Source organism: Roseburia sp. OM03-7AC (assembly GCF_003462625.1).
Taxonomy (GTDB): domain Bacteria; phylum Bacillota; class Clostridia; order Lachnospirales; family Lachnospiraceae; genus Roseburia_C; species Roseburia_C amylophila.
This window is the reverse complement of sequence record NZ_QTZJ01000004.1, coordinates 24900-48273: the sequence shown is the minus strand read 5'-3', so window position 1 is coordinate 48273 and position 23374 is coordinate 24900. Positions and strand designations below refer to the sequence as shown.

General features: G+C 41.3%; 21 protein-coding genes. 19 read left to right on the top strand and 2 right to left on the bottom strand.

Annotated features, from left to right (window positions below; genetic code table 11):
* The first annotated feature begins 34 nt into the window (after positions 1 to 34).
* Genes DXB39_RS09780 through DXB39_RS09770 form a run of 3 tightly spaced genes read left to right on the top strand, consistent with a single transcriptional unit; the run spans position 35 to position 1522 of the window.
* Positions 35 to 484 carry a hypothetical protein gene (locus DXB39_RS09780; RefSeq protein ID WP_022244363.1) on the top strand — a complete coding sequence of 150 codons (450 nt, stop codon included), beginning with the start codon at positions 35 to 37 and terminating at the stop codon, positions 482 to 484.
* 56 nt (positions 485 to 540) lie between these two features.
* Complete coding sequence (locus DXB39_RS09775; RefSeq protein WP_117841816.1) at positions 541 to 1134, top strand: M48 family metallopeptidase; 594 nt, start codon at positions 541 to 543, stop codon at positions 1132 to 1134.
* Positions 1118 to 1522, top strand: a complete 405-nt coding sequence (locus tag DXB39_RS09770; RefSeq protein WP_158565987.1) for a hypothetical protein — start codon at positions 1118 to 1120, stop codon at positions 1520 to 1522. Before DXB39_RS09775 ends, DXB39_RS09770 begins: the two co-directional genes overlap by 17 nt.
* Before the next feature lie 52 nt (positions 1523 to 1574).
* Here DXB39_RS09770 and DXB39_RS09765 read toward each other — a convergent pair whose 3' ends face one another.
* A complete protein-coding gene (locus DXB39_RS09765) occupies positions 1575 to 1949 on the bottom strand; it encodes a DUF3783 domain-containing protein (RefSeq protein ID WP_158552127.1) in 375 nt (124 codons plus the stop codon).
* Between the two features lie 172 nt (positions 1950 to 2121).
* Between DXB39_RS09765 and DXB39_RS09760 the strand changes: the two genes are divergently transcribed.
* The 7 genes from DXB39_RS09760 (at position 2122) to aspS (ending at position 14188) form a co-directional block, all read left to right on the top strand.
* A complete protein-coding gene (locus DXB39_RS09760) occupies positions 2122 to 4437 on the top strand; it encodes a RelA/SpoT family protein (protein ID WP_117699158.1) in 2316 nt (771 codons plus the stop codon).
* A 70-nt stretch (positions 4438 to 4507) separates the two neighbouring features.
* Positions 4508 to 5140, top strand: coding sequence for an MBL fold metallo-hydrolase (locus DXB39_RS09755; RefSeq protein ID WP_117841818.1), 633 nt, complete (start codon positions 4508 to 4510; stop codon positions 5138 to 5140).
* A 9-nt stretch (positions 5141 to 5149) separates the two neighbouring features.
* Positions 5150 to 6643 (top strand): coproporphyrinogen dehydrogenase HemZ, encoded by a 1494-nt coding sequence (gene hemZ, locus DXB39_RS09750; RefSeq protein ID WP_117841819.1) that lies wholly within the window; start codon positions 5150 to 5152, stop codon positions 6641 to 6643.
* A gap of 108 nt (positions 6644 to 6751) precedes the next feature.
* Entirely contained in the window at positions 6752 to 8008 is a 1257-nt protein-coding gene (gene hisS / locus DXB39_RS09745; protein WP_117841820.1) for a histidine--tRNA ligase, read from the top strand.
* Between the two features lie 292 nt (positions 8009 to 8300).
* Entirely contained in the window at positions 8301 to 10133 is a 1833-nt protein-coding gene (locus DXB39_RS09740; RefSeq protein ID WP_117841821.1) for an Hsp70 family protein, read from the top strand.
* Positions 10134 to 10148: 15 nt separating this feature from the next.
* Positions 10149 to 12254: a hypothetical protein gene (locus DXB39_RS09735; protein WP_117841822.1), complete on the top strand. Its 2106-nt coding sequence runs from the start codon at positions 10149 to 10151 to the stop codon at positions 12252 to 12254.
* Between the two features lie 110 nt (positions 12255 to 12364).
* Positions 12365 to 14188, top strand: a complete 1824-nt coding sequence (aspS, locus tag DXB39_RS09730; protein ID WP_117841823.1) for an aspartate--tRNA ligase — start codon at positions 12365 to 12367, stop codon at positions 14186 to 14188.
* 283 nt (positions 14189 to 14471) lie between these two features.
* Here aspS and DXB39_RS09725 read toward each other — a convergent pair whose 3' ends face one another.
* Positions 14472 to 15344 carry a DegV family protein gene (locus tag DXB39_RS09725; RefSeq protein ID WP_117841824.1) on the bottom strand — a complete coding sequence of 291 codons (873 nt, stop codon included), beginning with the start codon at positions 15342 to 15344 and terminating at the stop codon, positions 14472 to 14474.
* A gap of 233 nt (positions 15345 to 15577) precedes the next feature.
* On the opposite strand from DXB39_RS09725, the gene DXB39_RS14945 reads away from it, so the two are divergent.
* From DXB39_RS14945 to DXB39_RS09685, 9 genes are all read left to right on the top strand, one after another.
* Positions 15578 to 15745 (top strand): hypothetical protein, encoded by a 168-nt coding sequence (locus DXB39_RS14945; RefSeq protein ID WP_022244373.1) that lies wholly within the window; start codon positions 15578 to 15580, stop codon positions 15743 to 15745.
* A gap of 11 nt (positions 15746 to 15756) precedes the next feature.
* Positions 15757 to 16839, top strand: a complete 1083-nt coding sequence (locus DXB39_RS09720) for an ATPase, T2SS/T4P/T4SS family (protein WP_330408398.1) — start codon at positions 15757 to 15759, stop codon at positions 16837 to 16839.
* Positions 16826 to 18088 carry a hypothetical protein gene (locus tag DXB39_RS09715; RefSeq protein ID WP_117841825.1) on the top strand — a complete coding sequence of 421 codons (1263 nt, stop codon included), beginning with the start codon at positions 16826 to 16828 and terminating at the stop codon, positions 18086 to 18088. Before DXB39_RS09720 ends, DXB39_RS09715 begins: the two co-directional genes overlap by 14 nt.
* 8 nt (positions 18089 to 18096) lie before the next feature.
* The gene (locus DXB39_RS09710) at positions 18097 to 18471 is read left to right on the top strand and encodes a hypothetical protein (RefSeq protein WP_117698834.1); all 375 of its coding nucleotides are present in this window, start codon (positions 18097 to 18099) and stop codon (positions 18469 to 18471) included.
* 116 nt (positions 18472 to 18587) lie between these two features.
* Complete coding sequence (locus tag DXB39_RS14775; protein ID WP_156454680.1) at positions 18588 to 18731, top strand: hypothetical protein; 144 nt, start codon at positions 18588 to 18590, stop codon at positions 18729 to 18731.
* Between the two features lie 5 nt (positions 18732 to 18736).
* Positions 18737 to 19180, top strand: coding sequence for a hypothetical protein (locus DXB39_RS09705; protein ID WP_117841826.1), 444 nt, complete (start codon positions 18737 to 18739; stop codon positions 19178 to 19180).
* The gene (locus DXB39_RS09700; RefSeq protein WP_117841827.1) at positions 19177 to 19812 is read left to right on the top strand and encodes a hypothetical protein; all 636 of its coding nucleotides are present in this window, start codon (positions 19177 to 19179) and stop codon (positions 19810 to 19812) included. Before DXB39_RS09705 ends, DXB39_RS09700 begins: the two co-directional genes overlap by 4 nt.
* A gap of 10 nt (positions 19813 to 19822) precedes the next feature.
* On the top strand, positions 19823 to 22504 hold the full coding sequence (locus DXB39_RS09690) for an InlB B-repeat-containing protein (RefSeq protein WP_158565986.1): 2682 nt from the start codon (positions 19823 to 19825) through the stop codon (positions 22502 to 22504).
* Between the two features lie 77 nt (positions 22505 to 22581).
* Positions 22582 to 23361 carry a hypothetical protein gene (locus DXB39_RS09685; protein WP_117841830.1) on the top strand — a complete coding sequence of 260 codons (780 nt, stop codon included), beginning with the start codon at positions 22582 to 22584 and terminating at the stop codon, positions 23359 to 23361.
* Positions 23362 to 23374 lie beyond the last annotated feature (13 nt).

The window sequence follows — 23374 nt, the reverse complement described above, 5'->3', positions numbered from 1 at the left end:
AAAATACAATAAGCAGAAAAGCAGGAGGACTCCCTTGAGTGCAAAGACAAAGATTGTAGTGCTTCATATGAAGGAACTGATTTACACAGGAATTTTTGCGGTACTTGGAATATTACTGGTATTATTGTTGGTCTATATGTTTTCTCCGGATAAAGATGAGGAGAGCCGGGAGACCATGAAATATGTGGCAGGGGTATATACGTCTTCCATCATATTTAATGATAAAACCGTGGATGTGGAGGTTGTGGTGGATGAGAATAAAATCAATTCCATTTCGCTGGTAAATCTCGATGAAACTGTAACCGCAATGTATCCGTTGATGCAGCCGGCACTGGATAATTTGAAAGAACAGATATATGAAAATCAGTCAACGGATAATCTCAGCTATTCCGATGATAACCAGTATACGTCCATGGTGCTGATTCACGCCATTGATGATGCCCTGGAAAAAGCAGCGGCTGCCCCGGAGACAGAGGCGGAGTAACAGTATAAAATGATACGACAGAAATAGCAAAAGGAAAACAAGAAAAAGGCTTGTCAGTGCCGGGACCAAAAAGCTATAATAATGGAATGGAGAATACAATACAATATGAACTGACACCAAAAAAAGTAAAGAATATTATCATCCGGGTAAAAGCCAATGGCGTAGTAGCAGTAACGATGCCCTATCGCATGAGCAAAAAGAAAGTGGATGCATTTGTGCAGAGCAAGGCGGAGTGGATCCGCATGATGCAAAAGAAGCTTGCAAATCAGCAGAGGATAGATGTGGATGCACTGGAGTGGAACCGGCAGAAAGAGCAGTATTTAAGAGATATACTGCTGAGGGAGTATGAACTGTTTCGGGCTTATCATATTTCTATGCCAACGGTCAGATTCCGCAGCATGACCAGCCGCTATGGAAGCTGCTGCAAGGTAAAGGCATCCATTACTTTGAATAAAGTACTGGCAGACCTTCCGTTAGAATGCGCAGAATATGTTGTTGCTCATGAACTGGCACACCTGGTAGAAGCAAATCACAGCAGACGATTTTATCAGGTGCTGGATACTGTGATGTCAGATCATAGAATACGAGAAAAAAGGTTGAGAGAATATGCGTTATTCCATGGAAAACGCGAGCATGAAGGTGGAAGTTGAGTCTCTTGGGGCAGAACTGAAATCTGTGCTTGGAAAGAAAAGTAACATTGAGTACATGTGGTGCAGCAATCCGGAGTATTACAAACGGAGTGCACCAAACCTGTTTCCGATTGTTGGAAGTTTAAAAGACGGAGTCTATCATTATCAGGGAAAGACTTATGAGATGGAATTAATCTATCATATGAATGGCAACAGACTGGAAATCACATGGAACATTAAGGATACCGGCAAGGAAAAAATGTGTATTTCCCGGAAGCTCCGTTATTTGGACTCTGGTCAGCAGAGAAGAAGAATGCACCATATGCAGCCATTGAACCTTGGTTTGGAAGATGCGATAAAGAGCATTTTAACGGAAGTTTGGAAGAAAGGGAATGGGGACATGCGTTAGCACAGGGTGCATGCTTTCAGGCAGCATACACCATAGAAATTGCAGGAGAAGATTAATTTTCATGCATTTTCTTATCTTCCGCTAAGAGTTCTTCATGAAGTGCAATGGAATCCCAGTTGATATTGTGCTCCGTGAGAACGGCTTTCAGACCGATTCTGGTAAGATGAAGCTTTTTAAATTCCACCAGGAAACGGTCTAAAAGAGCATTATCAAAGCCTTTGAATACCAGCATTTCGTCGGTGAAACCATCGCCGGTATAGACCTCTTCTTTCAAAGGGAAGCCATCAATCCCTGCGAGGGCACCTAAAGTCTGGTTATATTGTTCTTTGGTGATAATACGGATTTTTATTTTTAACCGGAGGCAGAGCATTTTTAATGTTCTGCCTTTGCTGTTTTCTAAATTGTAAAATAATAAAACTGGATGCATAAGGGAAAACTCCTTTCTTAAAGAGGTAGAAAAAATCTGCCATTCAGCCATAAAGTATAAGGTTTCCGGGGGAAAATGGCAAGTATAAAAGATTGCATTTTTATATATTTTTTATTATAATGAAAAATCATAGTTAAAAGTGGGATAAAACGCAAAAAAGTTGGTGTGAATTATGGCAGATATTACAACAGAAGAATTAGAAGAATTAGAAAATGAAGTGGTGTCTAAGGATGACAACATAAAGACCATGCAGGAATTCGTCAGTCCGGAGAGCCTGTATCAGGAGCTGATTGCCAGCGTGAAGAAATATCACCCGTCGACAGATATTTCTTTGATTGAAAAGGCATATAAGACAGCGGATACGGCACATAAGGGACAGGTACGAAAATCCGGTGAGGCATATATCATTCATCCGTTGTGTGTGGCAATTATTTTAGCGGAACTGGAGCTGGATAAAGAGACTATCGTAGCCGGACTGCTTCATGATGTCGTAGAGGATACCGTCATGACAGTAGAGGAAATTGCTTCCGAGTTCTCAGAAGAGATTGCCCTTCTGGTGGATGGCGTTACGAAGCTGGGTCAGTTATCTTATGATGCGGATAAAGTCGAGGTTCAGGCAGAGAACTTAAGAAAAATGTTCCTTGCCATGGCAAAGGATATCCGTGTTATCTTAATCAAGCTGGCAGACCGGCTGCACAATATGCGTACGTTAAAATATATGACGCCGGAGAAGCAGAAGGAAAAAGCAAGAGAGACCATGGACATCTATGCGCCGATTGCACAGCGTCTTGGTATTTCTAAAATTAAAATCGAATTAGATGACCTTTCCTTAAAGTATCTGGAGCCGGAAGCATATTATGATCTGGTAGAAAAGGTTGCACTTCGTAAGAGTGTCCGTGATGATTATGTGCAGAGCCTTGTAAAAGAAGTGAGTAAACATATTGAAAATGCAGGAATCAAGGCACAGATTGACGGAAGAGCAAAGCATTTCTTTTCCATTTATAAGAAAATGGTCAATCAGCATAAGACCTTAGACCAGATTTATGATTTATTTGCCATAAGAATTATCGTGGATAATGTCAAGGACTGCTATGCAGCACTGGGTGTCATCCATGAGATGTATAAACCAATCCCGGGACGTTTTAAAGATTATATCGCTATGCCAAAGCCGAATATGTATCAGTCCCTCCACACCACACTGATTGGACCGACCGGACAGCCGTTTGAGATTCAGATTCGTACCTTTGAGATGCATCGTACCGCAGAATATGGTATCGCTGCCCACTGGAAATATAAGGAAGCTGCCAATAACGGCGGCACAGTGGCTACCACCAAATCAGAGGAAGAGAAGTTAAGCTGGCTGCGCCAGATTTTGGAATGGCAGAAAGACATGTCAGATAATAAAGAGTTCATGAGCCTGTTAAAGAGTGATTTGAACCTCTTTTCCGATACCGTATTCTGCTTTACTCCGTCCGGAGATGTAAAGAATCTGCCAACGGGTTCCACACCAGTAGACTTTGCGTACAGTATCCACTCGGCAGTTGGAAATAAGATGATTGGAGCCAAGGTAAATGGTAAATTAGTTCCAATTGATTACGAGATTCAGAACGGTGACCGTATTGAGATTATCACGTCCCAGAATTCCAAGGGACCGAGCCGAGACTGGTTAAATATAGTTAAGAGCACACAGGCAAAGAATAAGATTAACCAGTGGTTCCGGAGTGAGTTAAAAGAAGAAAATATCGTAAAGGGCAAGGAACTGATTGCCCAGTATTGTAAGGCAAAATCCATTAATCTTACGGATATTAACAAACCGGAATATCAGAGTAAGGTTATGCGGAAATATGGATTCCATGACTGGGATTCCGCATTGGCAACCTTAGGACACGGCGGACTGAAAGAAGGTCAGGTCGTGAATAAGATGCTGGAGGAGTACCGGAAAGACCACCCAATCCAGCTTACCGATGAGGATGTATTGAACAATGTGTCTTCCGAGAATAAGGATAAGGCAGTTCCACAGAAATCCAAGAGTGGTATCATTGTAAAAGGACTTTATGATGTGGCAGTGCATTTTTCCAAATGCTGCAGCCCGGTGCCGGGAGATGAAATTGTAGGATTTGTCACAAGAGGCCGTGGTGTATCTATTCATCGTACCGATTGCATTAATATCATGAACCTTTCCGAGCTGGAAAAAGTGCGTCTGATTGATGCAGAGTGGCAGCAGGGTGCAGAGCATGGTGACAATGGACTTTATCTTGCTGAGATTAAAATATTTGGTAATAACCGTACCGGACTTTTAGTAGATATTACCAGAATTTTCACCGAACGGGAAATTGATATCAGTTCCATTAATTCCAAGACCAGCAAACAGGGTGTTGCGACCATTTCTATTTCCTTTAATACCAAAGGGAAAGAGGAATTGAGCAGCTTAATAGAAAAAATCCGTCAGGTAGAGAGCGTGATTGATATTGAACGTACTACCGGCTGATAAAATATTAGCAGAATAAATTGCTGATTTATGAAGCATTCAAAGACAGTTATTATAGAAGAGGAAAATTATGACAGAACAGACAGAAGTATTACGATATATTGTGGGACCAGTCTGCACCAACTGCTATCTTCTGGTAAATCATAAGACAGGAGAACTTCTTGTGGTAGACCCGGGAGACCAGGCACAGTTGATTGAAAAGCAGATTGAGAAAACCGGAGCGAAACCGGTGGCAATCCTTCTGACCCATGGACATTTTGACCATGCAGGAGCAGCAGAAGCGCTTGCAGATAAATACCAGATTTCCATTTATGCCCATGAGGCAGAGAGGGAGACCTTGGAAGACCCGGGACTTAACCTTTGCGGGATGATAGGAGAGCATAAGGTCTATCGTGCAGATGTTTTCGTAAAAGACGAAGAAGTATTAAATCTTGCAGGATTTTCCATCCGTGTATTTTTTACACCGGGGCATACCATTGGAGGATGCTGCTATTATATTGCAGATGAGAAGATTCTTTTCAGCGGAGATACGCTGTTTCAGGAATCTGTGGGAAGAACCGATTTCCCAAGAGGAAGTGCATCGGATTTAATCCGGGCAATCAGAGAAAAACTGATGCCGCTGCCGGATGATGTGACCGTGTATACCGGACATGACGAAAGCACTTTAATAGGCTATGAGCGGATGCATAATCCGTATTTATAAGGACGAACCATGATAACAGTATTATTAGATAAAGCAGAATTTGAATATGATATCCATTCGCTGGTAAAGGCATTTTATCCGAAGGAAGAGGTATATGTTTCCACGAAGGATAAGGAGAAAAAAGAAGAGCCGGTACATTATCACATGGATGTACAGTTTGCACCGGAAGAAATCATTTTTTCCTGGAAAAAGGTAGAGCCTTCAGAAGAAAATGAAAATCAGACCGGAATTACAAAACGAGTAGCAGTAGATGATACAAACCGCAAGGAGACAAAGAACAGCCTGAAACGGACGCTGTATCAGCTGCTGTCAGAATATACCGGAGTGGAACTTCCGTGGGGAAATCTTACCGGTATCCGCCCGACCAAGATTCCGATGGCACTTTTAGAAGAGGGTAAGAGCGAGGAAGAAATTGCCCGCTATATGAAGGAAACGTATTTTACCTCCGATGAGAAGATAAAGCTCAGTATTGAAATTGCAGAGCGGGAGTTGGAACTTTTACACAAATTAGACTACGAAGAAGGCTACAGCCTTTATATTGGAATTCCATTCTGTCCGACCACATGTCTTTACTGTTCTTTTACGTCCTATTCCCTGGCAGCCTGGAAGAATCGTATGGATGAATATCTGGATGCACTGGAAAAGGAACTGGATTATACAGCGGTCAAATTTGCACATAAGAAATTAAACAGCATTTATATCGGTGGTGGAACACCGACCACATTAAATCCGAAACAGTTAGACAGATTGATTCGAAAAATTAAATGTAGTTTTGATTTATCTGATTTAGTGGAATTTACAGTGGAAGCCGGAAGACCGGACAGTATTACAAAAGAGAAGCTTATGGTGCTTCGCAATCATGATATCAGCAGAATTTCCATTAATCCACAGACCATGAAACAGGAGACACTGGATCTGATTGGACGGCATCATACCGTGCAGCAGACAATAGACAGCTTTAATCTGGCAAGAGAACTTGGATTTGATAATATCAATATGGATTTAATCGTAGGACTTCCAGGAGAGAGTCTTTCAGATGTAGCAGATACCATGGAAGTAATCCGGAAGTTAGCACCGGATAATCTGACGGTTCACTCCCTTGCCATCAAGCGTGCAGCAAGGCTGAATATACAAAGAGAGCGTTATCAGGATTTTGAAATTGTCAATACCGCAGACCATATCGCACTGACTTCCAAAGTGGCAGAAGAAATGGGACTTTTCCCATATTATCTGTATCGTCAGAAGAACATGGCGGGAAATTTTGAAAACGTCGGCTACGCAGCACCGGGAAAAGCCGGTGTATACAATGTTCTTATTATGGAAGAGAAACAGAGTATTGTAGCTTGTGGTGCTGGTGCATCCACGAAGCGTGTCTGGGTACAGCCAAATCCCGATGGCACACACCGGATTGAACGTGCCGAGAATGTCAAGGATGTGGCACAGTATATCGCAAGAATTGATGAGATGATAGAGCGCAAGAGCAGGCTCTTTACGAAGGAATAAAAGCGGTTGACATATCAGGGTACGAAAAATATAATAGTTCTGTATGAATACAAATATATAATAAGAAAAATAGATAAAATGCTTATCTCGGAAAATGGAGGAAATTTCATGGCATTGAGTAAGAAGCCGGTTACAGGCATGAAGGATATTTTACCGGAGGAGATGCAGATTCGTGATTATGTGCAGAATGTAATCAAAGAGACCTACCGGAGTTTTGGATTTACACCAATTGAAACTCCTTGTATGGAGAATATTGCAAACCTCACCAGCAAACAGGGTGGAGAAAATGAAAAACTCATTTTCAAAGTATTAAAACGTGGTGAAAAGCTGAACTTAGAGACAGCAGAAAAAGAAGAAGATGTAGTGGATTTTGGTATGCGTTACGACCTTACCGTTCCGCTGGTAAGATTCTATTCCAATAACAGTAACCAGCTCCCATCCCCGTTTAAGGCATTACAGATGGGAAATGTGTGGCGTGCTGACCGTCCTCAGAGAGGGCGTTATCGTCAGTTCATGCAGTGCGATATTGACATTTTAGGAGAGCCGTCCAATCTGGCAGAGATTGAGCTGATTCTTGCAACAACTACAACCCTCGGCAGGATTGGATTTAAGAATTTTGAAATCCGAATCAATGAACGCCGTATTTTAAAAGCAATGGCAGCTTACAGCGGATTTCCGGAAGAAAGCTACGACCTTGTATTTATCATCTTAGACAAGATGGACAAGATTGGGCTGGACGGAGTCGCAGAAGAACTGAAAAAGGAAGGCTTTGCAGAAGAAGCGGTCGATAAGTACTTATCCTTATTTGAAAAAGCAGAAGGTACCGAAAACGGACTGGTTACCTTATGTGATACATTAATTGAAGCAGGATTCTTAGAGGAAGAAGTAAAGCAGAACCTGACAGAGATTATCGACAGCGTAGAAGCAACCAAAGCAGCAGACTTTAAAATGGTATTTGACCCGACTTTAGTGCGTGGTATGGGTTATTATACCGGAACTATTTTTGAAATTGCAATGCCGGAGTTTGGCGGAAGCTGCGGTGGTGGCGGACGTTATGATAAGATGGTTGGAAGATTTACCGGCAACGATGTACCTGCATGTGGATTTTCCATCGGTTTTGAAAGAATCATTCTTCTGCTCTTAGAGAGCGGATTTAAGATTCCGGGACAGGCAGCGAAGAAGGCATATCTTATCGAAAAGGGATATCCGGCTGATAAGCTGCAGGAGGTAATTGCACAGGCTCAGAAGGAACGTTCCGAAGGAACCCAGGTATTAGTGGTTCGTATGAATAAGAACAAGAAGTTCCAGAAGGAGAAGCTTACGGCAGAGGGTTATGAAGAATTTGTGGAGTTTTTTAACAAATAAGAGAAGTGAAAGATAACAGCGTCGGAAGCAGAGATGTTTTTGATGCTGTTTTTTTACTTTACAGGAAATTGCTTTCCTGTAAAGTAAAAAATGCTCCGCGAAGATGCGCACTGCGGCGTATAAGGTAGATGTCGCAAGCGACCGCCGCAGGCGCGAGAATGTGTCAAGGCACATTCTTTTTTACTTGAGTAGCGAGAAAAAGCGCATTTTTCGTAGTTATGAAGTTGTCAGGTATCCGTAAGAAACTGCTGATGGCAGTTTTTTCGGTCTGGGAAGAAAAGGAGAAGGGATTATGAGCAAAATTGTGGGAATTGATTTAGGAACAACCAACAGTCTGGTAGCCGTGTGGGAAGAGGGACATGCACAATTAATACCAAATTCATTTGGAGAATTATTGACACCAAGTGTGGTTAGTGTTACACCGGCTGGAATTACATATGTCGGTAAAGTGGCAAAGGAGAGAATGATAACACATCCGGAGGAAACAGTGGCTTCTTTTAAACGCTTTATGGGTACAGCAAAAACGTACCGGTTAGGAGAAAGAGATTATAAGCCGGAGGAATTGTCTGCAATGGTTTTAAAACGATTAAAAGAAGATGCAGAGCGTTATCTGGGAGAACCGGTGGAAGAAGCAGTAATTAGTGTTCCTGCCTATTTTAATGATATGGCACGAAGAGCCACAAGAAATGCGGGAGTTCTTGCTGGACTTAAAGTGGAAAGAATTATTAATGAACCATCAGCAGCTGCACTTGCCTGTCATGAGATGCGGAAGGAAGAAGAGAGCACCATGCTGGTATTTGATTTTGGTGGTGGTACATTAGATGTTTCGCTGGTAGAGTGTTTTGAAAATATCATAGAAATAAAGGCGGTCAGTGGAGATAACCACCTGGGCGGAAATGATTTTGATTTATATATCGCACAGGAATTTGCTCAGAAGAATAAACTGGATTGGACAGAAATGAAAGAAGAGCAGCAGGCTGCCATTTTGGAGAGTGCTAATAGAGCAAAGCAAATGCTGACAGAAGAAGAAATGGCAACAATGCAAGTGACTTATCCTGGCGTAGAAGGTCAGATGACAATTTCCAGAAAAGAATTAATCAATTTGACAGAAGCTTTGTTTCAAAGAATGTTAAAACCGATACAGAAAGTTCTTGCAGATGCAGAGATAGCAAAAGATGCGATAGATGAAGTGGTATTGGTTGGCGGATCCTGTAGGATGCCGGTTGTGCATAAGTATATAAAACATATTTTAAAGGGAATACCGGTTTGTCTGATGAATCCGGACCAGATGATTGCAATTGGAGCCGGAACTTATGCAGGAATAAAGGAACGTGATACAGAGGTAAAGGATATGCTTCTTATGGATGTATGTCCGTTTTCACTGGGAACATCCGTATATAACCGGGCACATCCGAAGGATAGTTATAATGATGTGATTATTGAGCGTAATAGCGCATTGCCGGCAAGCAGGGAAAAAATATATTATCCCACAAGCCCAAGGCAGAAAAGCGTATTGATTGATGTTAATCAGGGAGAAGCGTTGTATGCAAAAGATAATCTGCATCTGGGTGAATTGAAGGTAGAATTACCGCAAAATGAAGAAACCGTACGAAGTGGTACCGAAGCAATTAAAGTGCGGTTTACATATGATATTAATGGAATACTGGTAGTAGATGTAACGATTATGTCCACAGGAAAAGAGGAGCGACTTGTTATTGTAAATGAAGAGACTGGCATGAGTGAAGAAGAAATAGAAAAGGCAGTTGCAGAATTAGAGAAGATAAAATTTCAACCGCAGGGAGAAGAAGAAAATCAACTGGTATTGGAGCGTGCAAAGAAACTTTATCAGGAGACAACCGGAAATATAAGAGAAGAAATTGAACGTAGAATGCAGTATTTTACAGAAATACTGATATATCAAAATGAACTTGACATAAAGAAAGCACGCCGTTCTTTTGAAGCATATTTAAACCGGATAGAGGAATATTTACAGCAGGTAAATGAACCGTGGGAGAAGATGAATAATTTCTCAGACTGGTATGATGAAGATGAGGATGCAGAGGAAGATGAATTAGCGGAACAGGAGACAAATCAGACCTGGAACGGACCATATTATACAAGCTAGGGAGGAAATGAGAAAATGAGAATTGATGAAGCATTTGATATTCTTGGTATAGAAATAGCAAAGGATAAGAAAAAGATTAAAGCTGCATTTGCTAAAAAAGTAAGGGAATGCCATCCGGAGGAAGATGAGGCTGGCTGGAAAAATTTGTACGATGCATACGGAACTGCGATGAATTATGCGAAAAATGGAGCAGTCTATGCACAGCCGTTACAGCAGGTGGAAAAAACACAGCAGGAGATAAATACTCAGCAGGAAATAAATGCGCAACCGAAAATGGAACCGGAGATTCAAAAGGCAGAGACCACAGAGGAAACAAATCATACTGTGGAAACGGAAGAAAGTCAGAAAGAGTATGAAGAAATCTTTGGACGGATTGAAGATAATACGATTATTTCTCCAGAAAAACTGAAGGAAGAATATGAAGAGCAGTTTAAAAAATTGATTGATGCCGGATATTTTCAGTCTTATAAATGCTGGAAGAAGCTTATGGAGCATGAACACTGGAATCTATATGCCGGGCAGATAGATTTCTGGAAGAAAATGCAGGCGGTTTTAAGAAATACTTCAATATGTGCCAAAGCGGCAAAATACATCGGAAGTGAATTAAAGAAAAGGGAAGATTTGCTGAGACGTACCATGGGTGAAAGAATTTTATCAGAGTCCCATACCGTACAGGCAATGTGCCTTTTTAAAGCGGAAAAATCATTCGGTGCCAGTAAATTCTGGAATGGAAAATATTCTATTGTATGGAAGATGACTGCAGTAAGTGTAGCTCTTTTGGCTGTATTTTTTGTCAGCTTATTTATTTTTAACAAGCCGGATACAACAAAAGAAAAGTCTTATGATTCGTCGGCACCGATCAGTTCATCTAATGTTCCACAAAATGAAAACAGCAGTAATTCATCCACAAGAGGTGGAAGTAAGGATTATAATAGGGATGCTTCTAAAGGAGGAACTTCAAATACTCCTGCAATCGGAGAACTGCTTTCTGCGGATGACTTTAAAGAAGAGATAACTAATTATCTGAATGAAAAATATGGAGAAGGAACCGTTCAGGCAGAGGACCTTGTGTTACAGCCGGTAATATTGGAACAGGGAAGTAATTATTATTGCTATTATAAAGGTCAGCTTTCCTCACAACCGGATAAAAAAGTATTTTCCTGGGGACGCGTAGAAAGCGGGAATCCGGAAGTCTTTGGTGCGTATTGGGGAATAGTCTGTTTTGACAATTTCCAGCAGGCAGAAATTGAACAGGCATTAAAGGAAGAACTGGAAAATACGCTTGGTATTTCAGAAGGAATGATGTATCTGACTTCCTGTGAACCGGCTTTTGCCTATGAGCGTTTTGACATGTCAACACCTGCTTATCATGCATTATATCAGGGTGATTTAGAAGCATTTTTTGAAGAGGAAAGTCAGTGGAGAATGGACTGGCAGGAAAATGACACAACAATTGCAGAGGAAGAGATGATAACAGAAAATGGTGCATGGAACGGACGCTATACGGTGTGGTTCCCGGATGAAAATGTTTTGGATGTAAAAAGTCTTATAGAGGATGGTGTAAAGAGCAGTGGAATAGATAAAGATGCCATCTCAAATATAGAACAGAAGTATAAGATAGAAATCATTGCTTCTGCATTGCCACAGGATTTGTATCATCAGTTGGATGCGATAAAAGGTGAGGAAAAAGAGGGCGTAACGGATATATTAAAGCAGAAGAATCTGTCAGAAGACAATGTTTTCGTTCTGCCATTCATAACAGACTGGTATAATGGAGCAAAAGATTCGGATGGATATTCGGCAGTAGCAAAGAAAGACAATGGAATTTCAGTTATTTATCAGGCAGAAAAAACACAGCCGGAAGTAACATGTACAAAAGAAAAAGGCGTATTTACGATAACCGTTGTACCGGATGATTGTGGCTGTGTGATAGTAATAAATAAAAATGATGCTACTTTTTCTGAAAAAAGTATCACCGTTAATATTCAGATGGATGGAAGGAATTCAAAGAAGCAGACGGTTCAAAAGGTAGAATCAGGAATGGAAAGTTTAAGTGGTGTATTAGAAGTAGATGGCTATTTGTTTATACCATGCGATACAGAACAGACCATAATTCTCTAAAATAATTCATAAAATCCATAGAAGTTATTTTGACGGATTGCCTGCTATGTGGTAAAATATCCAATTAGGTATAGAAGGAAAAGATACACGATTTTTAGGAGGATAAGAAAATGTCAGAATCCATGCAGGGATTACACAGAACCCATAGATGTACAGAAGTATCCAATGCCAATATTGGAGAAAAAGTTACCGTCATGGGCTGGGTACAGAAAAGAAGAAATTTAGGAAGTCTTATATTCATAGATTTAAGAGACCGTTCCGGAATTCTGCAGCTTGTATTCGACGAGCCAAAGGTAGGAAGCGAAGGCTTTGCCAAAGCAGGAACACTGCGTAGCGAGTTTGTTATTGCAGTCGAAGGAACCGTGCAGAAGCGTTCTGCAGCAGTTAATGAGAATTTAAAGACCGGTGATATTGAGGTAATTGCTGAGAGTATCCGTATTCTTTCAGAATCACAGACACCGCCATTTCAGATTGAAGAGAACAGCCAGACGAAAGATGAGATTCGTTTAAAATATCGTTATCTTGATTTACGTAGACCGGATATCCAGCGTAACCTGATGCTGCGTAGTAAAGTGGCATATCTGATGCGTGATTTTATGGCAAAAGAAGGTTTCTTAGAGATTGAGACACCGGTTCTTTGTAAGTCTACACCGGAAGGTGCAAGAGATTATCTGGTGCCAAGCCGTGTGCATCCAGGCAGTTTTTATGCGCTGCCACAGTCACCGCAGCTTTTTAAACAGCTTCTGATGGCATCCGGATATGACCGTTATTTCCAGATTGCAAAATGTTTCCGTGATGAGGATTTACGTGCAGACCGTCAGCCGGAATTTACCCAGGCAGATATGGAGCTTTCTTTTGTAGATATTGATGATGTATTAGATGTCAATGAGCGTCTGTTAAAATACATTTTCAAAGAAGCCATCGGTGTAGATGTAGAACTTCCACTTAAGAGAATGCCTTGGCAGGAAGCAATGGATCGTTTTGGTTCTGATAAGCCGGATACCCGTTTTGGAATGGAATTAAAGGATGTATCTGATATTGTAAAAGATTGCGGTTTTGGTGTATTTACCAGTGCGTTAGAGCAGGGCGGTTCTGTCCGTGGTATCAATGCAGAAGGACAGGGCGCAATGCCAAGAAAGAAGATTGACAAGCTGGTAGAGTTTGCAAAAGGCTATGGAGCAAAAGGACTTGCTTATCTTTCTGTACAGGAAGATGGCAGCTATAAATCATCCTTTGCAAAATTCATGACAGAAGAGGAATTGAAGAATCTGGTAGCAGCAATGGACGGAAAGCCGGGAGACTTGCTTTTATTTGCAGCAGACAAGAATAAAATTGTATGGAATGTATTAGGTGCACTTCGTCTTGAAATTGCCAAAGAATTAGACCTCTTAGACCCGAACCAGTATAATTTCCTCTGGATTACAGAGTTCCCATTGTTGGAGTGGTCAGACGAAGAGAATCGTTATATGGCAATGCATCATCCGTTTACCATGCCAATGGAAGAGGACTGGGATAAGATTGATACAGATCCGGGTGCAGTACGTGCCAAAGCATATGACATCGTATTAAATGGTACCGAGTTAGGCGGTGGTTCTGTCCGTATCCACCAGAGTGATATTCAGGAGAAAATGTTTGAGGTTCTTGGCTTTACAAAAGAGAGAGCACATGAGCAGTTTGGATTCCTTCTGGATGCATTCTCCTATGGTGTACCACCACACGCAGGACTGGCTTATGGTCTTGACCGTCTGGTTATGCATATGGTACATGCAGATTCCATCCGTGATGTCATCGCATTCCCGAAAGTAAAGGATGCATCCGATCTTATGTCCAATGCCCCGGATATCGTAGATGAGAAGCAGTTAGAGGAACTGTGCATCAAAGTGGATGAGAAAGAAGTAGAAGAAAAAGAAGCAGAAGAAGCTGCAGAAAAATAAAGAAACAGATAAAGCATGTTTCTCACATAAATAAAAGAGTTATTGTATCACAGAATTTTAAATCGTGGTACAATAACTCTTTTTTGATTTACGCGAGTAGCGAGAAAAAATCTGAGAGAAAAGAAAGAGCCAGGCTTGCCTGAGCGAATTTCTTTTCTCAGCAGATTTTGGCGAGCACCGCGATAACTCGAGAAACTCGCAAAGCGTGTTTCTCGTAGTTGTCAGATATTTTGCCAGACATCCGTAAAAAGCTGACTTTGACCGCTTCGTATCTGCTGGCGTTTTATCGATATTCACCCATATAGAACAATGCAATCGTTCCAGGACCGGAATGTGCACCGATAGTTGAACCGACATAATTGATTAAGAAGCTGTCGATGCCAAAACGTTCTTTTACAAGATTTGCAACAAACTGTGCATCTTCTAAAGCATCACCATGGCTGATAAATACGATATCATTCTGGTCACGGTAGGAGCCCATCTGCTTTTCCATATTGTCAACCAGGGTAATCAGGGATTTTTTACGTCCACGAACCTTGGAAACCATAATAAGATGACCTTCATCATCTACATGAAGCACCGGCTTTAAGTTAATCATGGTACCAAGAACCGCAGCGGTTTTAGAAACACGTCCGCCTCTGTGAAGGTGGAACAAATCATCTACCGTAAAGTTATGTACCAGATGTAGTTTATTTTCCTCCAGCCATTTTACGGTTTCTTCTAAAGTGGCACCATTTTCTTTCATCTGGACAGCTTTGTGAACCAGAAGTCCCTCTCCCATGGAAGCACAGAGAGAGTCTACGACAACGACTTTATGTGGGAAATTATCTTCTTCCATTTCACTTGCAGCAATTTTTGTACTGGAGTAGCTGCCGCTGAGTCCGCTGGAAAAGGCAATGTGAAGAATATCACAGTCATTTTCCGTGGCAATTTTTGTAAAGATTTCGCGGGCAGTTTCCGGGTTGACCTGAGAGGTGGTAGGCAGAGAGCCGGAGCGCATCTTTGCATAGAATTCTTTGACATCCATTGGATGTTCCCAGTCATAGGTTTTGCCGTCTATAGTATAAGTGAGTGACAGCATGCCAAGATTATGTTCTGCTACATAATCTGCCGGCAAATCTGCGGTAGTGTCGGTGGTAATAATAAATTTATTCATGTGTCCTCCTGTAGTTCTTATATAAAATTGTGGCATAAAATCATACCTTTTTTATTATAGCATAATGAAAAATGAAAATGTAAAATTTTTATAAAAATGAAAAAATATATTTACAAAAAAAGAAAAAGCAGGTATGATTAGAGCCATCTTATTTATCTTTTTTTATCCGGGAGTTTCCTCCCAAATATTCCAAACAGTGAAACGAAATTCAGTATGGAAAGGGGTTTTCTTATTTGAAAGAAATTTTTGAACAGTATGGTGGGGTAATTATAACAGTAGTTGCGATTGCAGCATTAGCAGCACTTGTGACAGCAATTATGGGAAATGGAACCAGTGGCCCCGTTTATGATGCATTTAAGAACTTAATTGATAACTTTGGAAATAACATCGGAACACCATAGGAGGGGATGACTTGGACAGACAGGAACTGGGTATCCGGATGGAGCCGGATTATTTTGGCCCCCTTTGGCGTTATGTTCGGAATGATAAGATTACAGATATTGACTATAACGGAAACCAGTTGTGGATTACAGATGTAGAAAATGAACGCTATCTGATTCGAAGTCATGGCATTACAGAGAAGTTTGTAGAGCAGTTTTCCCATCGGATTGCCAATGAAGTGAGCAAGCCTTTTAACAAGAAAAATAATTTGTTGGAGGCGGAGACCAACACGCTGCGTATCAGTATTGTGCATGAATCTGTTGCCATATCCGGCAGGAGTATCTGTATCCGTAAGTCAATGCCAATGTTGCGTATGCAGGTAAAAAGGATGGTGGAGGATGAGTATGTAGCTGTTCCGGTACTGGAATTGCTGACCAATTGTGTGGCTGCAAAAATGAATTTTGTCTTTTGCGGAGAACCGGGGGCGGGAAAGACAGAATGTGCAAAATTTTTCTCGCAGTTTATTCCGGCAGGAGAGCGTGTCATTACGATAGAGGATAATCCAGAATGGCATTACAGTCAGATTAATCCCGGAAAAGATTGTGTGGAACTGCGAATTAATCCGGATTTTGATTATACCAAAGCCATTAAGACATGTCTCAGACAGAACCCATCCTGGATTATGTTATCGGAGGCACGTTCTACGGAAGTAAAGTCTTTACTGGAATGCTGGTCTACCGGAATCCGTGGATTTACCACGCTTCATACGGATGATGTGCGTAAAATTCCGGACCGTATTTTGAATATGATGGAGAGCCGTATGGATGCAGACCGCATGGAAAATGATGTATACAGCTATGTTGATGTTGGAATTCTGCTGCGGAAGAAAATGAGTGCAGAAGGAAAATTGTACCGTTATATAGATCAGGTCTGCTTCTTTGTAAGAGAAGAAGGAAGAAATGAAATACATATGCAGGTGGTGGATGGTAATCTTATGGTGAGAGAACTTCCAAAAGGGCTGATTGCGCGTATGAAGCGGCATGGAATTTCCGAGCCATTTGATAATCCGATGATACAACATCGTCTGGAAGGAGAAGAATATGAAAAAGAATGAGCGTTTCGTTGCCTATGGAGGCTGTTATGGATTATTGCTGCTGGCAGCATTTTTATTACAGCTTAAGTGGCAGGGATATATCTGCTGTAGTATTGTATTTGTTCTTGTTATGTGGCATATGGATAAAGTGTTGAAGGAAGAAAAGAAGCAACAGACCCGTCTGCAGGAAGCAGAATTGTATATGGAGCAGATGCTGTATGCATTTTTGCAGAATCCGAAAATCTTATCTGCACTGGAGACAGTTTGTGCATTGTTTGAACCGGGAGCCATGCGAAAACAGATAGAAACTGCAATCTTTCATTTACGAAAAGAATATGACAGCAATATGAAAGAAGAGTTAGATGCGATTGAGCAGCAGTATGAAAATCGCAGAATGAAAGAGATTCATGCGTATTTTCTGATGGTAGAACAGTATGGCGGAGCATACGAGACAACGGTGGAATTGCTTTTGGAGGATTTGCAGAAGTGGATGGAACGGGTCAGACTGCATCAGCAGGACTGTAAGAAATATCGAAGAAATGTATTCTTAGCGGTGGGTTTATCCATTCTGGTATGTGCAATAACGAATCATTTGCTGCCAAAAGATATTGAATTATCGCAACTTTTGGTTTGCCAGATTGCATCAATTCTTTTTCTGTCCCTGGATATGCTGATTTGCTTCCGGGCAATGAAGCGTACCTGTCGCAACTGGTTGAAGGAAAGGGAATCTTATGGAGAAGGGGATGAAAAGAAATATCGTTATGTGCAGTCCCATAAAGGAGTGCGCAGTAATTTCTACCGGAAGTATCTGAGAAAGAAAATGGAAACGGAATTTCCGCAGTGGTTAATGGACATTTCTTTATTGCTTCAGACTGAAAATGTGCAGGTGGCATTCTATCGTATCCGGCCGCAGACACCGGAGGTTCTAAGACCGGCAGTGGATGATATGCTGGAAGAACTTTCACAGAATCCGGAGAGTCTGGAACCATATCTTAATTTTTTAAAAGATTATGATTTACCGGATGTGCATTCTGCTATGCGGATGTTGTATGCATTATCCAACGGCGGATATGGAAACAGTGAAAAGCAGTTAAGTCAGATTTTAAAACGGAATCAGGAACTTTTAGATAAGGCAGAAAGAGAACAAAATCAGGATTCACTGGCTGGATTATATGCATTGTTTTTAGCCCCGGCATTGACTGGAGCAGGAAAAATGATGATTGATATGACGGCATTTCTGGTGGTATTTTTAGCAAGCGTACATAGATAGGGGATTAGATGGAACAGGTAATAAAAACATATCTTGGAATATTTCTGATGATGCTGCTGTCAACAGTTGGAATAGGTATTGTTGCAGCAGAAGCGCAGATTTGTCAGGCAAGAAATTTTAAATCGGATGTGGTAGTGGAACTGGAAAACAGCAATTATAACCGGGAAGTAATAAATGCCTGTATAAAGCAGGCTGATGAATTGGGCTATCAGCTGCAGGTTAATTTATATGAGGATTCCGGAGCTATAACTGTATGTGAAAATGGAAACGTGCCGCCCGTAGAAAAGGAGGTAACCATGGCGGAAGTGATATTGCATTACGCATACCGGATGGGACCATTTCACAGTAAAACGGAGCATAGTATCCGGGGATTTGGAAGGTAGATTTATGAGAAAAATTATGGAGGATTATGGACAGGCAATCATCTATGCAGTACTTGGAAGTGGTTGTATCGGAGTGTTGTGGTATTTGCTTGGTTATGTCCGGTAAGGGGATAAAAATGCATTTTTTTATGGAAGAATATGGTGGACTTGTGATAGCGGTTCTGGCAGTCATTGTTATGACAGGAATTTTATTTGGACTGTTTTCACAGGGAGGTTATCTTTATGAAATGATAAGCAGAGCACAGGGGGCATTGGGGTAAAACAAATGAAAACATTATGGAAAGAATATGGACAGACAGTAATTACCGTATTAGTGGCGGCAATGTTACTGATATTATGCTTATGGGGATTTCGCATAACTGGAAGTGGGATGGAACGTCCGGCAGCCGGTGCAGATGTTGGAAATAATATGGACGGAAAAATGTTAAAAGATATTCATAGCCGTCAGGTTCCGGTGATTATCTATGAAGATCATCGCATCTTAACGATTGCAGATAAGATAGCGTTATCAGAACTGTTTCACGCAGTGGATGCAGATGGAAAGGAACTTAAGATTGAGATAACTGATATCAGAAATCAGGCAGGAAAAACAGTAGAAGATATTTATGAAAAGGCAGGAATCTATGAAATAGAGGTGCGGGCAGAAGATGCATATGAAAAGCGGACGGTTTCCCGTTTCCGGATTCCGGTAAATGGAGGCGGTATATGAAACATATGGTATTTGGGGTATTGTCCGGTGGCATTGTCATACTTTTTGTAGTGATGCTGCTGACCATGCAGCATAAGAATGTGCGAAAAGAAGAATTAGAACAGAGTCTTACCGAAGCAATGGAAACAACATTGCAGATGGTACAGGCGGATGCAGACAGAGATTATACTTCCGAAGATATGAGGACATTACTGATTCGAAATCTGGTTCCGCAGATGAATTCCGATTCAGAATTAACTGTTCGGATGATTGCAGCAGATGCAGAAAAAGGATTACTTTCTGTGGAAGTGGAAGAGTATTTTTCGTATCCGGGAGGGAAAGAGGGCAGCATACAGTGCTGCCGTACAATTCTTACAGATGACGATGGGAATGGAGAAGAAACGGAGAAAGGGGAAAAAGAAGTGGCAATGCAGACGGTAATCTTTTATCGCTCCAGGGAAGAAATGGAACAGGGAAAATCTTATTATAAGAAGCTGGAAATACAAAAGGGGGATTACTGTACCTCTCCGGCAGAACCGGTTTGTGATGATTTGAAAAAGAAGTTTTTAGAGTGGCGGGACAGCAAGGATTATCTCGCGGATTTTACACAGTGTGTAGAAGAAAATCAGACATATTATGCAGTATTTGAATAGGGGGGTAAGCATGAAAAAGAAGGTGCGAAAGGGAGTATGCCGTTTCCTTTGCGGATGCATGATTCTTTTTATGAGTCCGTGCAGTATTCAGATGATAAGTGCGGAAACGGTAGAAGAAACTGAGGTGGCAGAATCTGAAAAAGCAGAAGTATTAGAAGCAGAAGTATTAGAAACAGAAGTATTAGAAGCAGAAGTATTAGAAGCAGAAGTATTAGAAACAGAAGAAACCAAGCAGTTGGAAGAAATGACGGATGAATTGACTTCATCTGCTTACGGAAGTGCCCAGACCTGGTATCCGAAGAATTATGGGTATTTCATATTGACAGTCCGTGACAATGCAGGTGGAAGAACGGGCCGTTACCGGATTGACTGTAATATAGGAGAACGCCATCCCAATGGCATTAATTATCGAATCTATTATAAGATGTATTTCATTGGTGGTGATGAGCTTGGCATTACATTAGAGGACAAGGTATATTATACCAGACATGATAATGCAACTTCTGAAATCGGAGCAAGAGAATATCATCTTCCGGTTACTTTTCGATTGCCGGAACTGGGGCATCATTTTGAGGGAGTGTCGACCAGTGACTGTTATCAGACCTATTTTGAGAGTATGGAAGAGGAAACCTGTAGTTTTGTGGTGGACACCAACGGATGTGGAATGACACCCTGGGGAGATGATGGCGCATGGCATAATGATAATATCGAAGTAAATTATCTCGAAAATCGTTATACCATTCATTATGATGGAAATGGGGCTACCAGCGGAACGGTTGCTTCTCAACCGGATGTGCTGTATGGAAAACCGATTCAATTACAGCAGAATCAGTATAAGAAAGAGTATACAGTAACCTTGGATGGAAATGGTGGAACATCTGAGGCAGAGAAACTTACCGCGGAAAGCACCTTTGCCGGGTGGGAAGATCATAACAGTTTTTATTATAACGGAATAGAATTTCCGTGGTATGCATTTGATGCCCCCTGTTATGCAAAAGCAAATCAGGATTTACTGGAAAGTTTCGGGTTTAATAAGGCAGCATTAGTAAAACATTTCTATCAGTATGTGATACAGGGCAGGGAACGAAGAATATCCAGTCCATATTTTCGATTGACGGATTATATGAAATATGGAGGGGAAGATTTAAAACAGGCATTTGGCAGCCGGCGTGAGTCATATTTATTACATTGGATAAATCATGGATATAATGAGCATAGAGAGGGAATAGGCACAATCGGTGTGCCGGAAGCGTTATCGGAACTTTCTGTATACGAAGATAAGGCACAGGTATTAAATTTATCTTCAAAGCATAAGGGAGAGGTTCTATTAAAGGCACAATGGAAGGATGCAGAAGTAATACTTCCATCCGCAAAGCGCAGTGGGTATGCGTTTGCCGGCTGGGCAGACAGGAAAGATGCTAAAGAGCCGGTATATAATTCAGGAGATAAGGTAGTGGTAACGGAGAATCAGACCTTTTATGCCATCTGGAAGAAATCAAAGCCACCGGTTATAGAGCGGACGATATCGATTCAGAATGGAACGGATGGATTCTATACATATGTCTTTGTGCGGGATGGCGGAGATGGAATTAAAAAGACTGCTTTTGCGGTGTGGAGTGAAAACCAGGGTCAGGATGATTTGACGGCAGAATGGCAGATGTCAGAATTAGGAGAAAAAGGGGACTATTTTATAGAGGGGCAAAACTATAATTACCGTTATTATACCTCTGCTGTAAAACATAAGAATGAATATGGAAGGCATCTGATTTCAATTTATGCATATGACAGTCTGGATGGCTATGCAACAGCAGATACGGATTTTTGCTATTGCTTTCCAATCATTTTTGATGGAAATGGAGGCCTGATCGATGGAGAAGAGACAAAGCAGGAGAGCCGATATTATGGGACACCCTATGGAGAAATGCCAGACGCCGTGCGGGAGAACTTCCTTTTCTTAGGATGGAGCACAGAGCCGGATACAGAACAGGACAAAGAGGAAGATAAAAAGCCGGATGTAATATGGCAGGAAAAAGAACTTATCGGGGAAGAAGATGTTTTTTGCCATGCAGGGGAACAGAGATTATATGCACAGTGGGATGAGAGTCCTGTTATTGAGGCAAAAGATCAGTATTATAGTTTGACGGATGCAAGAAGCGGCAGGATTACAGAGGAAATACTTTTGCAGCAGGCATGTGCAAAGGACAGAGAAAACAGCTCAGAAGATAATCCGGAAGGTATCTTAGAGAGCGGAGTAGATGAAGAGAAGAATACTGTTTTTTGCGTGGAAGATTATACGGAAGAAGAGTGGAAGAACTTTGCGCATGAAGGAACCACCACGATTACTTATTATGCAAAAGATGCAGTTGGCAATGTCAGCAGAAAACAGGTTACCGTTTATCTGGTGGATACTACCTCGCAACAGGTGGAGGACAAAGAAAAAACGTTTCGATTTATCAGTGAAAAATATCTTGATACCATAACACAGGATTCTATTTGGAGGAGAGAAGAAAATTACAGACAGTTAGAAGAGGCATTGCAAAGGAATACGGCTTTAGAAGTCTGGAATTTATCACATCAACAGATGAATGAGATGAAAGAATATGAATTGCAGCATAATACTGGGAAAATGACGGAAATAGAGCGTTTTCGGAACAAATTTATCCATTGTATCGGTGAATATGCCGAAATTTAGAAAGAAAGAAGAAATTGGTTGCACAATAAAAATGACTTATGGTATAGTTGGAGAAAAGTGAAAGGAGTTATGAAAAATTGAATCCAAAGAAAAAAATATTGATTTTATCAGGCTGTCTGCTTACAGTGGCAGCTGTAGTTGGTGGTACATTTTTCGTACAGAAGAGCAGTAATCATGTTTTAAACAAAACATCCATAGGAAAATTCCACGAAGCAGAGGAGCATACTGCAACAGGAGTTGTGGTATGTAAGACGGAAGCATTGCAGGAGGTATTTCAGCAGAAGAAAGAAGAGGTTCTGTTGGCAAAGCAGGAAGTGCCGGATGAATCCGAGGGAAAGAATGAGAAAACCGATAAAAAGGGAACACAGGAAGTGACACCGGGAAAGGAACCAACAGAGCCGGCATCAACTGCAGGAGGGCCGGCCCCTTCAGCTCAGAAAAACGCAACGACATCCGGGGGACAGGAACCTGTCGGTGGAATTCCAGCAGCACCATCAGATGCACCATCGGAAACTCCGGCAGCACCATCAGATACACCGTCGGAAACTCCGGCAGCACCATCAGATACACCGTCAGAAACTCCGGCAACGACACCGACAGAACAGCCGGCAGAGGAAATAAAACCAGCAAATCCATGCCCGTATCCGCTTTGGACAGTGATGAGTTTTGATGATGGAACTATGGGATATTACTGGCCGATGGATTATGATATTGCAGATGCAGTAAGAGTGGACAAGGAATTGTATGAATTACATTATACCAGACTGGTAAGTACAACTTTTGTGGGAAATTATGATGGCGCATATCATGTAAGATTAAGTAAATTCAGTTATCATATTCCGTATGCAGATGACTGATGATAGAAAAAGA

Bases quoted from the DNA above. Each gene is read 5' to 3' on its own strand.
- DXB39_RS09690 (WP_158565986.1), top strand. From the start codon at position 19,823: ATGAAAAAGAAGGTGCGAAAGGGAGTATGCCGTTTCCTTTGCGGATGC.
- hemZ (WP_117841819.1), top strand. From the start codon at position 5,150: ATGATAACAGTATTATTAGATAAAGCAGAATTTGAATATGATATCCAT.
- DXB39_RS09725 (WP_117841824.1), bottom strand. From the start codon at position 15,344: ATGAATAAATTTATTATTACCACCGACACTACCGCAGATTTGCCGGCA.
- hisS (WP_117841820.1), top strand. From the start codon at position 6,752: ATGGCATTGAGTAAGAAGCCGGTTACAGGCATGAAGGATATTTTACCG.
- DXB39_RS14775 (WP_156454680.1), top strand. From the start codon at position 18,588: ATGCATTTTTTTATGGAAGAATATGGTGGACTTGTGATAGCGGTTCTG.
- aspS (WP_117841823.1), top strand. From the start codon at position 12,365: ATGTCAGAATCCATGCAGGGATTACACAGAACCCATAGATGTACAGAA.
- DXB39_RS09755 (WP_117841818.1), top strand. From the start codon at position 4,508: ATGACAGAACAGACAGAAGTATTACGATATATTGTGGGACCAGTCTGC.
- DXB39_RS09770 (WP_158565987.1), top strand. From the start codon at position 1,118: ATGAAGGTGGAAGTTGAGTCTCTTGGGGCAGAACTGAAATCTGTGCTT.
- DXB39_RS09705 (WP_117841826.1), top strand. From the start codon at position 18,737: ATGAAAACATTATGGAAAGAATATGGACAGACAGTAATTACCGTATTA.
- DXB39_RS09740 (WP_117841821.1), top strand. From the start codon at position 8,301: ATGAGCAAAATTGTGGGAATTGATTTAGGAACAACCAACAGTCTGGTA.
- DXB39_RS09735 (WP_117841822.1), top strand. From the start codon at position 10,149: ATGAGAATTGATGAAGCATTTGATATTCTTGGTATAGAAATAGCAAAG.
- DXB39_RS09710 (WP_117698834.1), top strand. From the start codon at position 18,097: ATGGAACAGGTAATAAAAACATATCTTGGAATATTTCTGATGATGCTG.
- DXB39_RS09700 (WP_117841827.1), top strand. From the start codon at position 19,177: ATGAAACATATGGTATTTGGGGTATTGTCCGGTGGCATTGTCATACTT.
- DXB39_RS09765 (WP_158552127.1), bottom strand. From the start codon at position 1,949: ATGCATCCAGTTTTATTATTTTACAATTTAGAAAACAGCAAAGGCAGA.
- DXB39_RS09760 (WP_117699158.1), top strand. From the start codon at position 2,122: ATGGCAGATATTACAACAGAAGAATTAGAAGAATTAGAAAATGAAGTG.
- DXB39_RS09715 (WP_117841825.1), top strand. From the start codon at position 16,826: ATGAAAAAGAATGAGCGTTTCGTTGCCTATGGAGGCTGTTATGGATTA.